Source organism: Pseudomonas corrugata (assembly GCF_050920615.1).
Taxonomy (GTDB): domain Bacteria; phylum Pseudomonadota; class Gammaproteobacteria; order Pseudomonadales; family Pseudomonadaceae; genus Aquipseudomonas; species Aquipseudomonas corrugata.
The window spans coordinates 3,539,463-3,557,702 of record NZ_CP130434.1 but is presented as its reverse complement, the minus strand read 5'-3'; the positions used below and the strand labels follow the sequence as shown (position 1 = coordinate 3,557,702).

Below are 18,240 nucleotides of genomic sequence, written 5' to 3'. Positions count from 1 at the left end.
GGTACTCGCGCGAGCGCCATTCACTGCGGCTGCTGAACGAGAAGCAAATTTAGCCGGCCACTCGCACGACATCGGCCTCTCGTTGATACATCAATTAAAAATGGCGCATGCGAAGACAACAAACACACAACGCATGCGCCAAAAAACTTCAACACTCAAACGTTTGCTTGTTGGCACGTACGAAGTCACTGACTGACTGAGGCGACTTTCCAGTGACCTCGCCAATAATCCTGTCCTCGCCAGCGAAAATTCCGTTCTGGTAATCAAGCGCGACAGCAAGGAAGTGCTGGATCAAAAAGTCTGGCAGATTGTAGGTCTCCAGATGCTTGCTATATTCCTCGATGGTCGAAGGGGTGTAGGTGATCGTGCGGCCTACAACGCTGCTGATTTCATTGGCAATCTCTTCGTGGTCCAGTTCGACGGGGCCATACAATGGGTAGGTCTTCCCGATATGTGCAGACGGTTGCGTGAGAATGGCGGCAATGAGTCGCGCCTGATCTTCAGCTGCGATCGGCGCGTGCCTACCGCTACCGTATGGCAGCGTGATCTTGTCTTCCTTCACGATCTGATCGAGTACCCAAGGGAAGATCAGCCACTCAGAAAAGAACGTCGGACGAATATGAACCGTCGGTATGCCAGACCAATCAAGAATTCGCTCCGCGATCCAGTGGTCACGCGCGGCGTGACTCAGTGAGTCTTCGCGAGCAGAAATCTGCGATATCTCCACTACGACTTCGACGCCGGCTTTTTTAGCCGCATCCGCAAAATATGCGGTGGCCTGGATGTAGCCTGGGCGTACGGGATAACACAGGTACGCGCCCGTGATCCCTTCCATCGCACGGATGATGTCGTCGTGCTCCAGAAGATCGCCTACGACAATCTCGGCGCCGTCATTCTTCAGTGCTTCGCTGCGCTCGTCTTGCTTATGGACGAAAGCCCGAACCGCGTGCCCTCCGTTGAGAAGATGGCGAATGGTATAGACGCCTGTTTTTCCGGTAGCCCCGGTGACTAAGTACTTACGTCGTTGCATAGTGAATACTCCGGTACTGGTGAAATACGCTTCGCTCAGTCGAGGACGGTGTGCGGGGGTATCTGGATAAAGTAAATTCCCGTGCGCAACACCGAATGTCAGCTGTCGAAGGGCGCGTTATCAATCAGGTCGCACACGTTCGGGCAGTCGAAACCATGTATGTGGCGACGGCCGACGTCAGCGAGCCCGGTGCCGATGGCAGTAAAAGGTTTTTTCCTGGCTACTTCTGCTACCGCCTCAGTGAACGCAGCCTTCATTCCGATGCGGGGATAGAGCGCGAGTGCGTCCTCGATCAGCGAAGGTGTAATCTCCTCTATATTCAAGCCCATAACGTCGACGTGAGCGCCTAGGTAGATGAGGGCGATTTCTGGCTGCTTGCGGTCAGCGATACCAGCGCTGGAGTGAAGTGCTATCGCGTCCCAGACGAGCTCGGTTTTCGACTTCGAATAGCCGTTCGCTAGTAGAAAGCGGCTGGCAGCGTCAGCGCCATCGACTTCAAAGCGCTGTTCGGCGGAAAACTCGTTCGTCAGTCCCAGGTCGTGCAACAGCGCCGCGAGATAGACGGCTTCACGGTCATACTTCAGGCCACGCTGCTGACCAAGGAATTCGGCAAACCACCAGGTACGATGCACATGGTGCAGGAGCGGTTTAGTGTGGACGCGCTCGACGAGCGAAGAAGCCTTTTGGGCAAGTTCAGAGTCGGGAGCGCTGAAGCCGCCAATGATGACAGGGGTACTCATGTTTGCTTTCCTCAGAGTGGGTGGCTTGAGGTTCAGTTTAAGTATTTCTGGCTGGCTAAATTGACTATTGGCAGATGATTTGTGCCAATATGCGCATTCTGTCTGCGCGGAGATTGATGTGAGCAAAACGACGAAACCAAGCCATCCGCTTATAAGTGTGAGACCAAAACGTGTCGTGATTCTGGGATTGCCTCCTGTGGACTCGCTAGACGTGATCGGCCCTGCGGAGGTGTTTGCCTTCGCGAACCGATTGCACCGTGGTGACGTTGCTCCCTATCTACTCGAGTTGGTCTGTGCAGGCGCCAACGAGCACCTGGAGAGCAGCACGGGCATCGCGTTGATGGCACACAAGACGCTTGGACAAGAACGTAGTGACAACAAAGCAATCGATACGTTGATCGTGACTTCGGGCTGGAAAGCTCGGGAGCAGGTGGACGAATCCGCTATCGATTGGATAAGAACGAAGTCCGCGAGTGTTCGGCGGGTGTGTTCGATCTGTGTCGGGGCGTTTGCTCTGGCTGAGACAGGACTTTTGGATGGTCGCAGGGCAACGACTCATTGGCGTATGGCGCGAAGCCTGGCCGAAAGCTACCCCAAGGTGCAGGTCGATCCCAATCCCATCTGGGTCAAGGACGGCAACGTGTACACGTCAGCCGGTATCTCCGCCGGTATCGATCTTGCGCTCGCGTTGGTCAGCGAAGATTTGGGCGATGAAGTGGCTATGGAGATCGCGAAAAATCTTGTCCTCTTCCTGCGGCGTCCCGGCGGGCAGGCGCAGTTCAGTGTCGCCCTGCAATCACAGCATGTTCCCGGTTCCAACCTGGATGAGTTGTGTCTGTGGATTGCGGAACACCTGCATTCAGATCTGACAGTCGAAATACTCGCGGACAAGTTCTCCACCAGCGTCAGGACGTTAATCCGCTTGTTCCAGCGAGAATTGCAGACAACGCCGGCGAAGTATGTCGAGGATGTCCGAATTGAAGCTGCCTGTCGCTCGATCGAACTGGGTGGTCGGTCTATGGAAGAGGTCGCACGGCGGAGTGGCTACCACAGCGTGGATGTCCTGAGAAAAGCCTTCGTGCGGCGGATTGGCGTGAGCCCGAAGGAGTACGCACAACGCTTCTCGCCAAATGGCGAGATGGCGTAGGCCACCGCGATCGGCAAAAGACTGGGGGCGGCGGCATAAAAATGCCGCAGTCCCCATTACGGAAAACGAAATCGCTCCGTTAGTCAGTGTATGTGGATGTGCGAAATGTTCACGGTGGCTGTCATGGGGTTTTTCAGAAACGGTACTGTGTCGGGTGACAGCGCCATCCAGATCCCCATGGCTCCGAGGAACACGGCGATTGGAATCGCGAGCTTATGCCCACTGGGCAGTACCTTTTCAGCGAACATCAACAGGGTCAGCAACGCCATCCAGGTAGGACTCATGACGCCGACAGCGAACATCACCGCCATCATCGCCCAGCAACAGCCCACACAGACCATGCCGTGTCGCGCGCCCATCAGCACAGCCCCGAAATCGCCCCCTCGCCAATATTGAGCGAAAAAGGACAGCGGCGAACGGCATCCCGTGAGGCAAACATTTTTCAAGGCCGAGACCTGGAAGATTCCCGCGATAATCAAAACGGCGCCAGCCCAATAGGGACCAGCGCGGTTCCACGCAAGAAACTCGAGGCTGAGGGCACGAATCGCATAATCCAGCAGATAGGCCGCCAGTCCATAGCCGATCCAGGCGACTCCGTAGCCCGCGATGAAGCAAGCCATGCGCCGCGTTCGTGCGAGCGATTTTCCTCCACGGGACTTCAGCATGGCGGCAAACGCCGCAATGTAGTTGAGTTCTGACGGCAGCATCATTGCTGTCAACATGACGACCCAACCAATAAGGTAGGCGGGTAAGCCGTGTAGCGGGGTTCCTGGCCCCTCATCCATGTCACCCATGACCACCAGCATTTCGAACCAGGCGGCGAGGCTGAGCGCAACGACAACTATCGTCCAGCCCAGGCCCGCTTGACCCCGCCCGAGCGCAGAAGCTGCGGATCGTGAAGCGGAGAGGACCGATTTCATCATGGTGCGTCCGGTCCATGCCAGTCGAACGGGATGTGCTTACTCGCTTGGCCGGCTGGGATATTCTGATCGAATCCAAAGGCCTTCCAACGGCCCGCAACGCTCTTGCCCCAGGTCACGGGCGCGTCGGTGGGACCGACTTCACTGCCGGGTGGATTGAAGCTCTGCAGCAGCTTGGTCGGATCGGAGGTCGGCCCCTTCATGGCCTGGCCACTCGCTTCGACCTTGTCATCGACGGTCACCCGCCAGTGTTCGAGCGTGCTCTCGATGTCGACCGAAATCTTCGCAAACTCGACACCCCTGAGCTCACGCACGTGCGTTGGTACGAACTGTGTCATCCAGCCGCCGGCCTGGCCGGTGAAAATTGCCGCCAAGGCCGCTCGCTGTGCATCGTCGGCGGCAGCGTCTAGGAATACGCCTGCATCCAGCCAAGCGCCGTCCCAAAGGTTGCCGGTGAAGTTTGCGAGCAGGACCACCTTCAGGCCTGCCATGGGTGTCGGGCCGTAGTGACCTTCATTGATTCGGTACGCCCACAGCACTTCGCAATGATTGCCTGTGGGAGGCTGAGCGAATGTGCATGGGCACGGTGAATTGCACGAACAGACGTCCAGCCATTCACCTGCAATTCGCCACTCTGGAGTTGCGACTGTTGCTACTTCGTTTGTCATCTCCTACCCCTTTCGTTTGGTGGTGAAACTTTTGACATGATGATTCGCAGGCATGATAGTGTCTCGTGGCGATATCGACATAAACAGGGTAAATACCGACAAATGACCAGACCTCTCCCAATTGAAATCGGCATCGTCCTTTTCCCTGGCGTACAGCTTGCGGCCGTGCATGGTTTGATTGATCTATTCGCGGTTGCCGATCGCTTTGCGGCGCAGCACTACAAAGAGGCGGGCGTTTTCCTGCAGGTCAGCCAATGGCAGGTTGAGGGACACAGTGGCACACCTGTCAGAGTCGGGGAGAAGGCGGGGGAGGCCGGTGGGTCTCCAACAGTGCTATTGATGCCACCTCGCTTGGGTACGCAAGTCTCGTCGCAGGAAGCTGCACCGTTTGTTGACTGGCTCCTCGGCCATCATCGCGCGGGCACGACGTTGTGTTCTGTCTGCGGAGGGGCTTTCTTGTTGGCTGAAACCGGTCTGCTGGCGGGGCGATCGGTCACCACGCACTGGGACCATGCTGACTTGTTTCGGCAAAGGTTTCCCGATGCGCATCTTGATATCGATCGGCTTGTCATTGATGACGGCGATATCATCAGCGCAGGGGGCCTGATGGCGTGGATTGATCTCGGTTTGAAGTTGGTCGACCGTTTTCTAGGGCCGGTCATCATGGCGGAAACCGCACATTATTTGCTGGTAGATCCGCCCGGCCGAGAGCAGCGCTACTACAGTGCTTTTTCTCCAAACCTGACTCATGGCGACGCCCCGGTTCTGAAAGTCCAGCATTGGCTACAGGCGACGGGTGCGAAAGATACGGCCCTTGCGTCGCTGGTTCTGCGCTCGGGCCTGGAAGAAAGAACTTTCCTGCGACGCTTTCGCAAGGCCACAGGCTTCACCGCCATCGATTATTGCCAGAGGCTGCGAGTTGGCCGTGCCCGTGAGATGCTGCAATTCAGTACATTGTCGATCGAGGCTATTGCGTGGGAAGTTGGTTACAGCGACCCCGGCGCGTTCCGCAAAATTTTCGTCAGGGTTACTGGTTTGACCCCGGGCGAATACAGGCAGCGGTTTAGCGTCAATCGAATCTGATTTGAGCTCAATGCCCTAGACCTAAGTGCTCGGTCGTTATGTCGTTCATCAATTTCGAAGGGAGCGCACTGGAGATCATTCGCAGATCTCCATAAGGTTCAGCAAATCTTCAGCGCACTCTTGCGCAGAAAGCGATTGAGACAGGCCGAGGCGCAGCGTTCCCCTGTAGTCATAAACATAGCTCGTGGTTGAGTGAGACAGTGTGTACGTCGATCCGCTGGGAGTTTTCTCGTAGGCCACATTGAACTCTTTCGCGGTGGCGGCCGTTTCCTCCAGCGTGCCGTAAAGGGCAACAAATGATGGGTCAAAGGATTTGACGTAGGCATCCAGTCTCGCCGGTGTATCCCGTTCGGGGTTTAAGGTGACGAATATGACATGGAAACGCTCGCCGTCTTTGCCCATCCTTTTTTTGATTTCTACCGCACGAGCCAAGGCAGTGGGGACGATCGAAGGGGACTTTGCAAAGCCAAATATCACCATTGGCATCATGCCGCGAAAGGCTGAGAGCGACGTTTCATAGCCGTCGGTATCCGTTAACTTGAATGTGCGCCCAAGCATCTGATCACTCAGATCCTTGCCGTACTTGTACGGCGGCCTACCTCCAGAATCGCAGCCGGCCAGCAGGCTGAGACCCAATACTCCTAAGCCTGCAATAACCTGGCGGCGACTTACCAAAACACTCATTCGTCTAGGCTCGTTCGGTCACTGGTACGGTCTCGAAAAATGCCGCTCACTCGCATTTTGCTCCTTGAAAATGAAGTTGCCCGATGTCAGGCGTGCTTATCGGTTTGGCAGTATTAACTATTTCCAATGATTTGTGCCAATATGCACCCATGACAAAGACGGGAGCGGGCAGTGAAGAAACAAACCAGTGCAACTCATCAGCTGTAGGTGGGACGCAAAAACGAGTGGTGATTCTGGCCATGCCGCCCATAGATGCACTCGACGTGGTTGGACCCGCAGATGTGTTCGCCTTTGCGAATAGTCTGTACGACAGGGAGGCCGCCCCATACGTACTTGAGCTGGTTTCTTCGGATGCTAATGAGCATCTGGAGAACAGCACCGGCTTCAAACTCACAGCGCACAGGACGCTTGCGCAAGAACGCCTCGAAAACAAAGCCATCGACACGTTGATCGTGGCTGCGGGCTGGGAAGTAATGGATCAGCTTGATCAGGCAGCTATCACATGGATTGGCTTGCAGTCCGAAACGGTGAGGCGCCTGTGTTCGATAAGTGTAGGTACGTTCGCACTTGCCGAGGCGGGACTTCTGGAGGGGCGTAGGGCCACGACGCATTGGCAGATGACTCCCGCCCTGGCTGAACGCTATCCAAATGTGCAGGTTGATCCTGATCTAATCTGGGGCAAGGACGGAAACGTATATACCTCGGCTGGCACATCCGCCGGGATCGATCTTGCGCTGGCATTGGTCAGCGAGGATTTAGGTGATGACGTCGCTTTGGACATTGCGAAAAACCTGCTCCTGTTCTTGCGGCGTCCGGGTGGACAGGCGCAGTTCAGTGTCACCAGTCAGTCGCAGGATGCACCCGGTACGACTCTGGGTGAGCTATGCGAGTGGATCAGGGGAAATCTAAATTCGGAACTGTCAGTCGAAGCACTGGCCGGCAGGCTTTCCACAAGCATCAGGACGTTATTACGCATGTTCCAGCAAGAGCTGCAGACTTCGCCGGCAAAGTACGTCGAGGACGTTAGGGTGGAAGCAGCCTGTAGAGAACTTGAGCTTGGAGGGCAGTCGATATCAGAAGTTGCGCGTCGCTGTGGTTACCAAAGCGTGGACGTCCTAAGAAATGCATTTGTGCGACGTCTTGGGGTTAGCCCAACGGAATACGCACAACTCTTCTCTCGAGATGGCGAATTGACTTAGCCCACCGTCCGCTCTTGGCCGATTGCCACCCGTCACGAGGGGCAGGAGTCGACCCAAAGCTTCCTTTCGTGGAAGCTAGCCAACGGCCAAAAGGGGCCAGTCGTTAGCGCGCTGATCGGCCGTTGAGCTTTGATCTTGTCACGATTTCTCTGTAGATCTTCCACCGTCGTTAAAAAAATCGTCCGTCGCAACCATGCCGAAATTGTCAGTGAGTTTATCCTTGTCGTTTTCACTGAACATCGTTTGGGTACGCCGTTCTTGCTTAAGGCTGGCGACGGTCTGGAAAAAACAATGCTCACACAGGTGTATCTCATAACGCTCACCATCGTGGGCCGAGCCATATCCCCACTGGGCCTGCAATAAGGCATATTGGAGGCCATTGCCCGCGACGCGAGTACTATCGAGGCAGACATCGCACAGGATGTCGCTGACGATCTCGACTTCTCTCTTCTCTTTAACCTTCATCACTACCTCCCGTGGTCATGACAAACCACTTGGGAAGCATACTAGACGCGAGACAATGACAAAACACTGCCCTTGGGAAGCCGTTCGCACAGTATTCATTACTGCATTGTGCCCAGAGATCGAGGATCGCCACCTTCGCTACCAAGCGTCTATCGACATGCACTGGGCGTGCTGAGATGATCGCTGAGTGAAGGATTGTCGGTGCACTGTGCCCGGCTAACAGAGGTCGTCGGCCGGGGATAAGGACATGTCTGAAGTAACACTGGAGCATTTTCTGCGTGCGGCAGCTGATATCGGAGCGCACGGTGACAATTCATCCGGCCCTTAGGGATTTTCAGCCACTGTCAACGCTTGCACTTGGGGAATAGCTGATGAAGTGAGCGGCCGACCTGTCGCCAACTCCCCAAAGGAATCTGCCGTGTCGATGTAGCGCATGGCTGACTTCATGTCCTTCCAGCCGACGTACGTCATCATCGCTTTGATATCCCAGCCATTGGCCGCGGCCCAGGTGGCGAAGCCGCGACGTAGTGAGTGACTGGTGTACAGATCGCCAGACACCCCCGCGCGATTAAAAATTCGCCGCAGCAGTGGAATCAGGCTGTTGGCGTTAAAGCCGTCTTCAGCCAGATGCCCCCAACGATCGAGCTTTCTGAAGACTGGGCCATGCGCAATGCCGGCGACGGTGATCCAGTTCACATAGGCTTGCACCGGACAAAGCTTCTTCAAGGCGGGTGTACGGAACGTCGTGCCGCGGTGCTGGCGATCGCCCTTGCTGTGCGGTAGGTAGAAGGTAATGCCCACCCCTGCTTGCGCTTGGGTGTTCTCAATCTGCAAGCGCGACAACTCATCCCCGCGAAAACCGCGCCAGAACCCGATCAGCACCAAGGCCATGTCACGCCGGCTGCGCAGCAGGGTGGCCAGGTCCTGGCGGGCGGCTGCTTGCTCCGCGTCTTGCTCCAGCCACTGAACAGCTTGTTCCAGGTGCTGCAGGAGCAGGGGAGTCGCTTGTTTCTCCTGGGCGGGATGCAACGCACGGATGCCCTTGATCATCTGGCGCACGGTGGGCGTTTTGGTGGGATCGGGGAATCCCTGCGTGATGTGCCATTGGGCGAGGGCGGCCAGGCGCTGCTTCAGCGTGCTGATGGTGTGCTTGTCCGCGTACTCGGCGAGGTAGCGCACGATGCCATCGCCCGTCGTGGGGAGAAAGCCACCCCAAGTCACTTCGAAATGTTCCACCGCCGCACGGTAGCTGCGCCGGGTATTTTCCCGTGTGCCGGCCTGCAGGTAGCGATCCGCCTTGTTCATCTCGTTCCTACGCCAAACGTACCTTTTCCCACGCTGGAAAAAGCGAAAAACGGCTCTATGATGCGATAACGCTCCATTATTTTATCAAAGAAACGCCCTCATATAGTTCTTTTTATAATTGTAAAATGCTATGTATATATGTGGTATGTAAAACAGTACGTAATCGTAGGAGTGAAAGATGGCCCGCGGCGGAATCAACAAGGCGATTGTCCTGGAGGCTAGAAAGGCACTGCTGGCTCGAGGGAAGAATCCGAGCATCGACGCCGTGCGCATCGAACTGGGTAATACCGGCTCGAAGTCGACTATTCATCGTTATTTGAAGGAAATTGAAGATTTTGACCCCAGGCCGCTGGCATCCCGAGAGCGATTAAGTGATGAGCTCACCGAGCTTGTGGCTGGCTTGTTAGAGCGAATGACGGAGGAGGGAGGTCAGGCAATCGCGCACGCTCAAGGCGCTTTTGACAAGCAGCGCCTTGCACTGGAGAAAAAGTACGACGCTCTGAATGCAGAGTTCACCTTTTTGCAGCGCCAGTTTGATAGCCAGAAGGCGGCATTGGAGGCTCAAACGGAAGAGTTGCTGATCTGCCAGACCGGCCTTCAAACTGAAATCACCCGCAATGCACGCCTAAGCCAAAATTGCAGTGACTTGGAAATTCGCGTGCAGGAGAAGGATGAGCAGATACGTTCTCTGGAAGAAAAGCACCTTCACTCCCGAGATGCATTGGAGCATTACCGCAATGCGGTCAAGGAACAGCGGGATCAGGAGCAACAGCGACACGAAGGGCAGGTGCAGCAAGTTCAGGTTGAGCTGCGCCAACTCCAGCAGACGTTGATGGTCAAGCAGGACGAACTGACTCGACTCAACAGAGATAACGAGCGCCTCCTTAGCGAGGCCCGGCAGCAGACGAAGGCTATGTCCACGCAGGGGGACACAATGCAGCATCTGACGGGCGAAATTGCCGAAATGAAAACGGCTGTCGCCAGGGCCGAAGGAGCCAAGGAGATGCTGCAAGAGCAGTTGGACTTATCACGCGATGAAGTTAAAAGGCTTGAAGAATCGATTGCGCAGGCCAATCACCAGGTGTTTGAGACAAGGCGGCAACTGGACCAATCCTCCGCGGAGGTCACACAGCTGCGACTGAACACGAGGCAGCCGGACGCTACGTGATTTGGTAAAGATTTGAGCTGGCGCACCAATCATTCCACAAGTGGCTAGGTGATCCCTTCAACTTGCCCGCACCCACAGGTGAGGTTTATGACCAATACAGAAGCGGTTAATAACGGTATGTCGAAGAAGCGATTGGGCTTGAAGTATGCTCATGAGCGCCTCTTTGAAATGTTTTTAACGGATGTTATTTCAGGCCCGCTGAAGCGCCCTGTGCAGTTGGCCGGCCGAGAAGGAGGTGTCGCTCAGCAAAGGCCGGAGGCGAACAACAGAGTCCAAACGATGTAGAAGCAAAAGCCAGGGTTTCAACGCTAAGGCGTGATCTGCTGTTCGATGTGGCCGGTAGTAGTGGAATCAAACAATCGGTCGCAGCAACGAAGACATCCGCGCGTATTGCGCAGATCGGCTGTTTGACCAGACAGGCCGTTCAACTCAATATGATTTCACCCATTTCACCCATTTCACCCATTTCCGCCAGACGACCGTACCCTGTATAGCGTATTAGCTAGTTTTCAATGTCACCCTCAGCTAATAGGTCGTTGAAAAAGGCTGCCCCAGCCTCTGACAGCACGAGATAACCCTTGGCATTCCGGTAGGCAATGCAGCGGGTTTCAAGCTTTTTTAGGTGATCAAGCAGGGTGCCAGTCTTCATCCCGCAGGCAATGAGAACTTCCTGCTTGTCCTGATCCTTCCCGATTTCTTCTATATGAGTGTTTGATAGGCCTGCTGCGTCTTTCAGCAGGGCATCCATGGTCAAGCCCATTTCCATGACGCCACGGAAAAGCACTAGGAGAACACCCTGGATGTTACGCGCCAACTCGTCCTTGCTGTCGCTGGTGTCATTGGAGCGGATGAAGGCAAAGCCATCGCGCATGATCAGCTCATAGCCCATCAGTCCATAGTGATCCTGATATCGGTCAAAGTGATTAAGCAGTTCCTCAAAGAGCGGGTTGGACCTCAACGCTCCCTCTGTAAGGAGGGTCCGATTGACCATTTTTCCGTTCATGAGTTGGCTGTATATCTCGACCGAATGCTGACGGTTCAGTCCTTTCTTAGCCCCATCGTTTGTCGCAATCTTTTCATCAAGCATCTGTAGTTGCCTCCACATGAAGGTTGTAATACCGCAGTCGCTGGCAGCCGCTTTCCAGCAGGCTCATCTGGAAGAGTGGCGTGATTGTCAGGCCTTCCCGTTTCTTGAGCCATTCCAGCGATACCAAAAGGTCGGTTAGCTCGTAGTCGTCCAAGTGTTTGAGAAGGTGAGCATGTAGTTCGAGATGGACATTAACCGTGGTGCGAGCCACCCAGCTATCAACCAGGGCGCCGATGGTAAGCAGGCGGGCATCGCTCAGTCGCTTGGCGTGACCTATATGCGTTGCTGGTGCCACAACCTCATGGATTACGCCTGCTGAAATGCTGACGTGGGGCAGCGCCGTGCGTAGATGCTCACCAAAGATGATGCGATGATTTTCCTTCGGCCAGTGCACCTTCGCCTCGAAGTACCGAACCTTTATTCCTAGGAAGGTTTTGATGCTGGCCAGGGCAGGGTGAGTGCAGGGGAGCGTGTTGTCTTTTAGGCTTCCGTCCTGCATCTCTCTGACCGCCCCATACAAACGATTCCAAGCTCGCTCAATGCGATCGTAAGCCAATCGATGAGCTTCGCTTTGCTGGACATAACGCATGAGCGATGCGCTGATAATTGAAATGTCATGCCGATACGAGCGTATCGATTCCACAGCGTAGTAAATTGACGTCACTAGGTTCGCATGGTCATTGCCATCCAATAGCTCACCGATGCGTATCAAGGCAGCCAGGGCCGAGATGCCGCCCTTGATATCCGGCTCCTCGTCTAAGAACTGGAGAGCCGGCAAAATATTTCGCATGTAGATCGTGTTGATCTCGGATAAGGCATCCTGAGCCTTACGCACCTCATCAACCTCGGTGTAATCAGCTTGCTCTACGATCTCACTTAGGCGTTGCACGCATCCTTGAAGAGAAGCCACACACTCCTGCATTTTGCTGGTCGCGCGCCGGATCTCGTATTGTAAGGTTTTGACATGCTCTTTAAAGTCGACGTCGTGCGGGTCGAGCGAAGGCAACTTCCCGAAGGCAATATAGAGGTCAGTAAGGGTTCTACGGATAACCTCGTAATCTGCACTACTGAGGTGGCGAAGTCGGGCGCTATCGAAATGCCTGAACATTTCGATTACGAAAGGTGCAAACACCATGACGCCACGAGCATTGTCTACCTGGGTGACAAGTCCTGACCGTAGAAGGTTCTCGACGCTTAGTGCCGCTTCAAGCTTGCGCCGTTCGGCCGGCATTTCGCGTACAAAGCGGGCTTCTGGGAGCGGGGCGATGGCATCGAGAAGGCCGCGAAGTTTTTGCTGGTACATGACCGTGCGAACTTCATCTCCTTCGCCTGTCTTGTCCATGTGATCGATCAGATCAAAAAAGATGCCTTTGTTCTGAATCATGTGAACGAGTGTGACTTCCGCCTTAACAATCATGGCGATCAGACCTGGACGGTGGTCAGAGATTCATTGAGCCCCGTATAGAGGATCGTACGCTGACGGTTGTACGCGAGCTCATTGGCTCTGAAGTAATCCAAATTGACGTAGTTACAGATTACCTTACCAATGCTGGTCGTGAGGTCGGGGGTAGCACCGAAGATGAAAAAGCCATCAGCCTCCGCGATATCACGGGCGGCGCTGAGGTTTTTAGCATCCAGATTGGATATTTCATCTATTAAAAGGGGCAGACTAACCTGAGTGTCGATCTGGAGCAGCTCTTTCAGCAGGAACGCGAGAAGGCGACTATTGATCATGACGGAGGTGCCAGTGGACTGGCTTTCGGAAGCGAAACAGTCGCGACCAGCTAGTTTGACCTTGTATTCCACTCCCACGAGCAGTCGCGCCATGTTGAGGTGTCCGTCCCGGCGCTGACCGGCGTCGAAGAACTCAGCCGAAAAGCTTCCGATGCGCTCATAAAGTACGTGTGTGGGTAGCTCACCACCCGTCATGTTCACGGATTTAACCGTGCTCAGTAGCTCATCGAACTGGGGGTGCAACGTGTATTCGATGCAAACTTGGTCGATGTTCGAGACCTGAATCTCGGTCAGATGCATTTCGATTTTCTTGATGAAGTCAGCAATGAGTCGCTTCGCATGCTCGATCGATTGCATTTGCAGGCGGGTGTCGGAGTTGTGCTCCACCACGTGGTTGTAGTGGTTGTTCTCTTCTAGGTCCAACCGTCCATAGAGCAATGAATAGTGCTCATGTATTCGAAGTAGGGCGCTAAGACTCATGGCACTCTGGTGCGCTAGATCATGCTCTGGCTGAGGAACCGCTTCCATAAGGTTCGATGCGAACTCCTTCAGTATATTGAAATCGCTGGAGGTACCGTAAACTCGAGTCTCAAGGCTGTAGATGAGTTCATCATCAAGAACGACGAATTGACGCTCCGATTGGCTAAATCCATCGCGCAAAAATTCCAAACGGTATTGAATGCAGTCCTGAACGCGCTTAGACCATGCAGCCAGATTAGCTTCTCGATTATCCGCCACGCGCAATTCTTCACGCGCCTGTTCAAGATGAACAGCTGCCTCGGTCAATTGCTCGCTGATCTCAGTATGCGTTGCGTTAAGTTGCTGTAGATCGTTCGTGGCAGCAGCTAGTTCCTGCTCAAGCCGGTGGTACTCGGTTTCAATGTAGTCCTTACGTTTAAGCCTCGCGATGTTGGTTTTATCCTTCGCGATCTGACTTTCCAGCTCGCGAATCTTTGTCGCTAGCTGATCAAGGGTCTGAGTGGCGTCAGAGGCCATTTCGGTTATGCGCTTGCGATTGGCATTAATACGTCTCGAAAGGGTGCTCAGCTCCTCTTCCCGCTCGCGCAAGACTTTAGCTGCATCGTATTCCTTGATGGCAACGGGGGTTGCTTGGCCCAGAAACCCAAGAACGTTTTCGCGTTGATCAAAAAGCGCGGTGAATTGGTTGATAGATTCCCGTGCGTCACTTCGCAAGGATTCACATTCTCCAGAAAAAGCGGCGCTATTCAGCGAGAAAAGCGCGGTAGCTGCCTCTAGGCCTAGGAAATCAAGGACTGTTTTCCTGTTACCTTCTAGCAGGGCTTTTAACGTGCCTGCCCGTGCCACATCGGCATTGATTTCACGCGTTCTGGACTCGAATTCTTGCCGGAAGACCTCTCTATCCTTGAGGGACTCTACCTTCTTCGTGTCGTCGTCAGATGCGGCCTCTATCGATTCGATCATTTGATCAATCGTCATATCGGGATAACCGTGAATGACGACAGAGAGGGCTTCAGCATCTTTCTTCATGGCGTCAAACTGACGTTTTACTGCGCCCATTTCGCCGATTTTCTCTTTGCGTTTGGTGTCAACATCTCCGGTTTGATTACGCAAGAAGTTCGATTTTTGATTCGCAGCCGTGTGCGCATCGAATCTTTTCTGGCGCTCCTCATGGTGAGTTTTTTCAGCTTCGTTGATTGCGGCGTCAGCATCCTGAAGATGATTCATCACGGCAGAGCCTGATTGCAGAAAGGACAAATAGGCATGCTCAAATTCATCCCAAAAGGCCTTGCCGTTACGAATCTCTTGCAACCGAAGCTTTGTGGCCTTGAGCGCTTCGTAGCGCTCAAGGATCGCGGGCAAGTTAACGTTCAGCTCAGCTTCCTTGCGATCTTTTTTGCCTTCGATGATGGTCGCAATGGTATCGGGAAGAGTGCGCTTATCCTTGGCCGCGATGTCAAAAGCCAGATGGATGAGTTTCTTCCATGCCTCGATCTCACGTGGCTTGCCGCCCTGGCTAAGTGGCAGCAAACAGAACCTGCCAAGATCGGGGCGGTTGTGGTGATGGTGATAGAAACGAGCCTTGATTGTCTCTGTGTCTCGGATCACTACCCCGCCCAATGCCTTGAGCTGTGATGCTGCTGATGCAGATGACAGCCCTGCTATAGGAGCGCCAGCACCATTGTTAGCATGAGAGTCATGATCCCAGAAGAGGTGTTCAATGTCTGAGTAGGGCCGCGGTACGCAGGTGCGCTCGTAACTGAATTGCTTGGAACCTGGATTAATGACGACACAGAAAGGCCCATGAGGATTTTCTGCCTCAAGCACGATGAACGAGCTGCTTTCTGGGAAGTAGAAACCAAAAGTCTGCTCACGGGTGTAGAAACCATCAGGGTTCTTGAAGCCGAACTTCTTAACGCAGTCGTTCAAGTTTTCCTCGGGAAGGAGGAAGAATTTCAGCGCATTGAGCAGGGAGGTTTTGCCTGAGTTATTGGCGCCTAGCAGTGCGGTGTGCTGGTCGATACGAATTCTGGTGTAGCAGTAGGCGCCGCTGTTGACCAGAATGACTTGTCGAATCTTGAACGCTTCGTGAAACATGCTGGACATGCTTAATCCTATATTTCCGTGTGTAGCGGGGCTAAATAGGTTTCCTGTTCTAGTGTCTTGCCGGAGTTTCGCATGAGAATAATCAAATTATCTGTCTCGGGTGACATGCCGCGATAACGCGCAAAGAGTTCTTGTCGATGCTCAAAACTAAGCTCGTATTTGGAGCGTGCGAGCCTCGACTCGATGTCATCAGGGGCGAGGAAGTGGATGGCCCGATCGGGTACCAAGGCTTTTAGTGTTTTGAACATACGTAGGCCGCCTACATCGACATCGAACAAGCAGTAAAGCGGATCAAATTGAGCCAAGAAAGCGCCGTTAAGACCATTTGTGACCTGATTGCCTGAGCCGAAAATCAGCTCAGCGTCAGTGATAGGGTGAGACAGTAAAGAGCTAACGAAAGTCAGCGTTTCGTGGAAGCGCAAAAAGTTTTCAAGGTTCTCGACGATAACCCCGGATTTTGCGAGTCGCCGGGTAGTTACCCACTGACCTGACTCGCTAATGGCAACTACCGGGTGTTGGTGCTGCTCAGAGCGCAGCAGCAAAAAAGACTCAGATACAGAAGATCTATGGCTGTCACCGTCCAATGCAGCGCCCACCCTCCCTGCAATCTTAGAAGGCGCGAACCGTACCAGTAGGCTTGCAAATTCGAGCTCATCCTTAATGGTCACGGCATAGCGTGAATTCCCCTTGGCTAGTTTCTGGCCGACCAATATGCGGCTGGCGTCGACAGCACTAATGCCAGACGCGCCGAGCCGATTGAGTAGGGCTTCAAGATTGATCGGCTCGCCGGCCTGTACTTTCGATAAGTATTCGTAAATAGAGGTCATGAAATACGCTATGGTTGAGAGCCGTTCGGCGCTGCCGAAAAAGCGGGCTATGGGCATGACGCGCCGTTATTTCACAGGGTTAGCGGAGGGCACGTCGAAGTCATCTCCGGTGATTTCCGAGTGCAGCCTATGGTTCAGCAAGACTTGGATAATGGATCTGACAGATTCTGGTGATGGGACGATCCTGCCGTCAGCATCGAAGCCAATGTTCCAGTTTCTGGCCCGGTTGACCTCACGCAACTTGTCCATGAATAAAGCGCTGCTGTAGAACGCGCGCTCTTGAACAACGGCCATCCTACGCAGATGCATGGTGTTGGTGCCAACATGCTCAATCAGCAGTGCCATGTCGGAAAACACAGCTTGGAAGACTGCATCTGCCCGAAGCTCTTCGAACGAGCTGATATAGGTCTGCTTGTATTCCAGCAAGGATTCGAAATTGGATCGGTTCAGCACAAGGATACCTTCGTTCAGCACGAAGAAATCGAAAGTCTTGCTGATGGTAAACGTCTCATCATTGGCGAGATCAAGGCGGTTCTCATGCAGGATAAGACTGATGCGTTGCCTGCGTTTTTTAACCTGCCAATCACCTGGAAGCCGAGACACGCAGTACAGGATATCGTCCTCGTGGGTGAGCCGGACAACGTATCCGAGGCTGCCCTGCAAGTCTGAAAAATTGTCGATGAGATGCTCTTCTGGAGGCTGATCAACAACATCTTGAAGCTGAGGGAATAGCGTCTCGTCAGCTTCCAGAAACAAGCATGATGCCTCATTGATTTGAGTGATCAAATCGTAGTTCTCGGCCTCAGCACATCTGCCAATTCGCGCACTTGTCACGTCCTTGAGCTCGGCAATCAGCTCCGGCGTAGCGACTACTGACTGGGCCTTGAAGCGGCCGGCCTTACTCTGGCTTTTCTTGAAAGTCCAAACGCTGCAGCTTGCCGCTTCCACGTCGAACTGATGGAGTGCATCAAGGGCTTGGTCTGCGTTCATCAATTCTGATCCTTCGACAAAATATACATTCCTTGGATGTAGCAACACTTGAGCGTGTCTTTCGGATAGACCGCTGATTTGGAGAGTGCCATCCGAGTGCGGTCGTGTTTCGTGGTCACGACATTGAGCTCGTACAACTGCCATCCCATTGCGAGCAGCAGTGGATTCATCAGGATCTGCCCCGATCGATAGGTGATCAAAAACATCCAGGCCAGGAAAACCACAAACCCGTAAAATTTTCCGTCGCTCCCCAGATCCAGCCCCATGAATGAAACAACGTATGGGAAAACGTAGTTGATCAGGTCGTTGGGAACGGTCTTGGCATCTTTGACCGTGACCTCATGGTCGCTGGGCAGGTTGCGAAGTACCCACAGAAATACGATCAAGCTAGCGGAGCACAGGATGAAAAGGGTGAGAGAACGCCCACTGTTCATCAGCGTAGGCAGTTCGCAGTTCTGCAGGGACCAACAAATGGATTTCTTCCAACTGGCTTCGGCGATGTCTTGCAACAACAGGATGACACTCAGCGGAAAATACGAGCCGAGAAAGAGAAACGCAGCAGGTAGGAGCTTGACCTTCATACCCTGTCCTTGGTGGGGCTAAGCGA

At 53.9% G+C, this 18,240-nt stretch carries 18 protein-coding genes; 5 read left to right on the top strand and 13 right to left on the bottom strand.

The window, feature by feature from the left end:
• Positions 1 to 148: 148 nt before the first annotated feature.
• Positions 149 to 1,030, bottom strand: a complete 882-nt coding sequence (locus QZH45_RS15980; protein WP_432783397.1) for an NmrA family NAD(P)-binding protein — start codon at positions 1,028 to 1,030, stop codon at positions 149 to 151.
• Positions 1,031 to 1,128: 98 nt separating this feature from the next.
• On the bottom strand, positions 1,129 to 1,770 hold the full coding sequence (locus tag QZH45_RS15975) for an HD domain-containing protein (RefSeq protein ID WP_432783396.1): 642 nt from the start codon (positions 1,768 to 1,770) through the stop codon (positions 1,129 to 1,131).
• Between the two features lie 118 nt (positions 1,771 to 1,888).
• Between QZH45_RS15975 and QZH45_RS15970 the strand changes: the two genes are divergently transcribed.
• A complete protein-coding gene (locus QZH45_RS15970; protein ID WP_432783395.1) occupies positions 1,889 to 2,917 on the top strand; it encodes a GlxA family transcriptional regulator in 1,029 nt (342 codons plus the stop codon).
• A gap of 83 nt (positions 2,918 to 3,000) precedes the next feature.
• On the opposite strand, the gene QZH45_RS15965 is transcribed toward QZH45_RS15970, so the two are convergent.
• Positions 3,001 to 3,840: a DUF2182 domain-containing protein gene (locus QZH45_RS15965; protein ID WP_432783394.1), complete on the bottom strand. Its 840-nt coding sequence runs from the start codon at positions 3,838 to 3,840 to the stop codon at positions 3,001 to 3,003.
• Positions 3,837 to 4,505 carry a DUF1326 domain-containing protein gene (locus QZH45_RS15960; RefSeq protein ID WP_223458924.1) on the bottom strand — a complete coding sequence of 223 codons (669 nt, stop codon included), beginning with the start codon at positions 4,503 to 4,505 and terminating at the stop codon, positions 3,837 to 3,839. Before QZH45_RS15960 ends, QZH45_RS15965 begins: the two co-directional genes overlap by 4 nt.
• A 102-nt stretch (positions 4,506 to 4,607) precedes the next feature.
• Between QZH45_RS15960 and QZH45_RS15955 the strand changes: the two genes are divergently transcribed.
• Positions 4,608 to 5,588: a GlxA family transcriptional regulator gene (locus QZH45_RS15955; protein ID WP_432783393.1), complete on the top strand. Its 981-nt coding sequence runs from the start codon at positions 4,608 to 4,610 to the stop codon at positions 5,586 to 5,588.
• A gap of 75 nt (positions 5,589 to 5,663) precedes the next feature.
• On the opposite strand, the gene QZH45_RS15950 is transcribed toward QZH45_RS15955, so the two are convergent.
• A complete protein-coding gene (locus tag QZH45_RS15950; protein WP_432783392.1) occupies positions 5,664 to 6,272 on the bottom strand; it encodes an SCO family protein in 609 nt (202 codons plus the stop codon).
• Positions 6,273 to 6,511: 239 nt separating this feature from the next.
• Here QZH45_RS15950 and QZH45_RS15945 point away from each other — a divergent pair, with 239 nt between their 5' ends.
• Positions 6,512 to 7,471 carry a GlxA family transcriptional regulator gene (locus tag QZH45_RS15945; protein ID WP_432783795.1) on the top strand — a complete coding sequence of 320 codons (960 nt, stop codon included), beginning with the start codon at positions 6,512 to 6,514 and terminating at the stop codon, positions 7,469 to 7,471.
• A gap of 138 nt (positions 7,472 to 7,609) precedes the next feature.
• On the opposite strand, the gene QZH45_RS15940 is transcribed toward QZH45_RS15945, so the two are convergent.
• Entirely contained in the window at positions 7,610 to 7,936 is a 327-nt protein-coding gene (locus tag QZH45_RS15940; RefSeq protein WP_150755556.1) for a hypothetical protein, read from the bottom strand.
• Between the two features lie 324 nt (positions 7,937 to 8,260).
• Complete coding sequence (locus tag QZH45_RS15935; protein ID WP_432783390.1) at positions 8,261 to 9,241, bottom strand: site-specific integrase; 981 nt, start codon at positions 9,239 to 9,241, stop codon at positions 8,261 to 8,263.
• A 178-nt stretch (positions 9,242 to 9,419) separates the two neighbouring features.
• On the opposite strand from QZH45_RS15935, the gene QZH45_RS15930 reads away from it, so the two are divergent.
• On the top strand, positions 9,420 to 10,409 hold the full coding sequence (locus tag QZH45_RS15930; RefSeq protein ID WP_432783389.1) for a DNA-binding protein: 990 nt from the start codon (positions 9,420 to 9,422) through the stop codon (positions 10,407 to 10,409).
• Positions 10,410 to 10,496: 87 nt separating this feature from the next.
• The gene (locus QZH45_RS15925) at positions 10,497 to 10,694 is read left to right on the top strand and encodes a hypothetical protein (protein WP_432783387.1); all 198 of its coding nucleotides are present in this window, start codon (positions 10,497 to 10,499) and stop codon (positions 10,692 to 10,694) included.
• Positions 10,695 to 10,911: 217 nt separating this feature from the next.
• Here the strand turns inward: QZH45_RS15925 and QZH45_RS15920 are convergent, their stop codons facing one another.
• The 6 genes from QZH45_RS15920 to QZH45_RS15895 are packed head-to-tail and all read right to left on the bottom strand — an operon-like array spanning position 10,912 to position 18,214.
• Positions 10,912 to 11,496: a condensin complex protein MksE gene (locus QZH45_RS15920; RefSeq protein ID WP_432783386.1), complete on the bottom strand. Its 585-nt coding sequence runs from the start codon at positions 11,494 to 11,496 to the stop codon at positions 10,912 to 10,914.
• Positions 11,489 to 12,913 carry a hypothetical protein gene (locus QZH45_RS15915; protein ID WP_432783385.1) on the bottom strand — a complete coding sequence of 475 codons (1,425 nt, stop codon included), beginning with the start codon at positions 12,911 to 12,913 and terminating at the stop codon, positions 11,489 to 11,491. The genes QZH45_RS15920 and QZH45_RS15915 overlap by 8 nt, the downstream gene beginning before the upstream one ends.
• Before the next feature lie 5 nt (positions 12,914 to 12,918).
• On the bottom strand, positions 12,919 to 15,816 hold the full coding sequence (locus tag QZH45_RS15910; RefSeq protein WP_432783384.1) for an AAA family ATPase: 2,898 nt from the start codon (positions 15,814 to 15,816) through the stop codon (positions 12,919 to 12,921).
• An 8-nt stretch (positions 15,817 to 15,824) separates the two neighbouring features.
• Positions 15,825 to 16,700, bottom strand: a complete 876-nt coding sequence (locus QZH45_RS15905) for a hypothetical protein (protein WP_432783383.1) — start codon at positions 16,698 to 16,700, stop codon at positions 15,825 to 15,827.
• A 9-nt stretch (positions 16,701 to 16,709) separates the two neighbouring features.
• Positions 16,710 to 17,633 carry a Kiwa anti-phage protein KwaB-like domain-containing protein gene (locus tag QZH45_RS15900; protein WP_432783382.1) on the bottom strand — a complete coding sequence of 308 codons (924 nt, stop codon included), beginning with the start codon at positions 17,631 to 17,633 and terminating at the stop codon, positions 16,710 to 16,712.
• Entirely contained in the window at positions 17,633 to 18,214 is a 582-nt protein-coding gene (locus tag QZH45_RS15895; RefSeq protein WP_432783381.1) for a hypothetical protein, read from the bottom strand. Before QZH45_RS15895 ends, QZH45_RS15900 begins: the two co-directional genes overlap by 1 nt.
• Between the last annotated feature and the right edge of the window lie 26 nt (positions 18,215 to 18,240).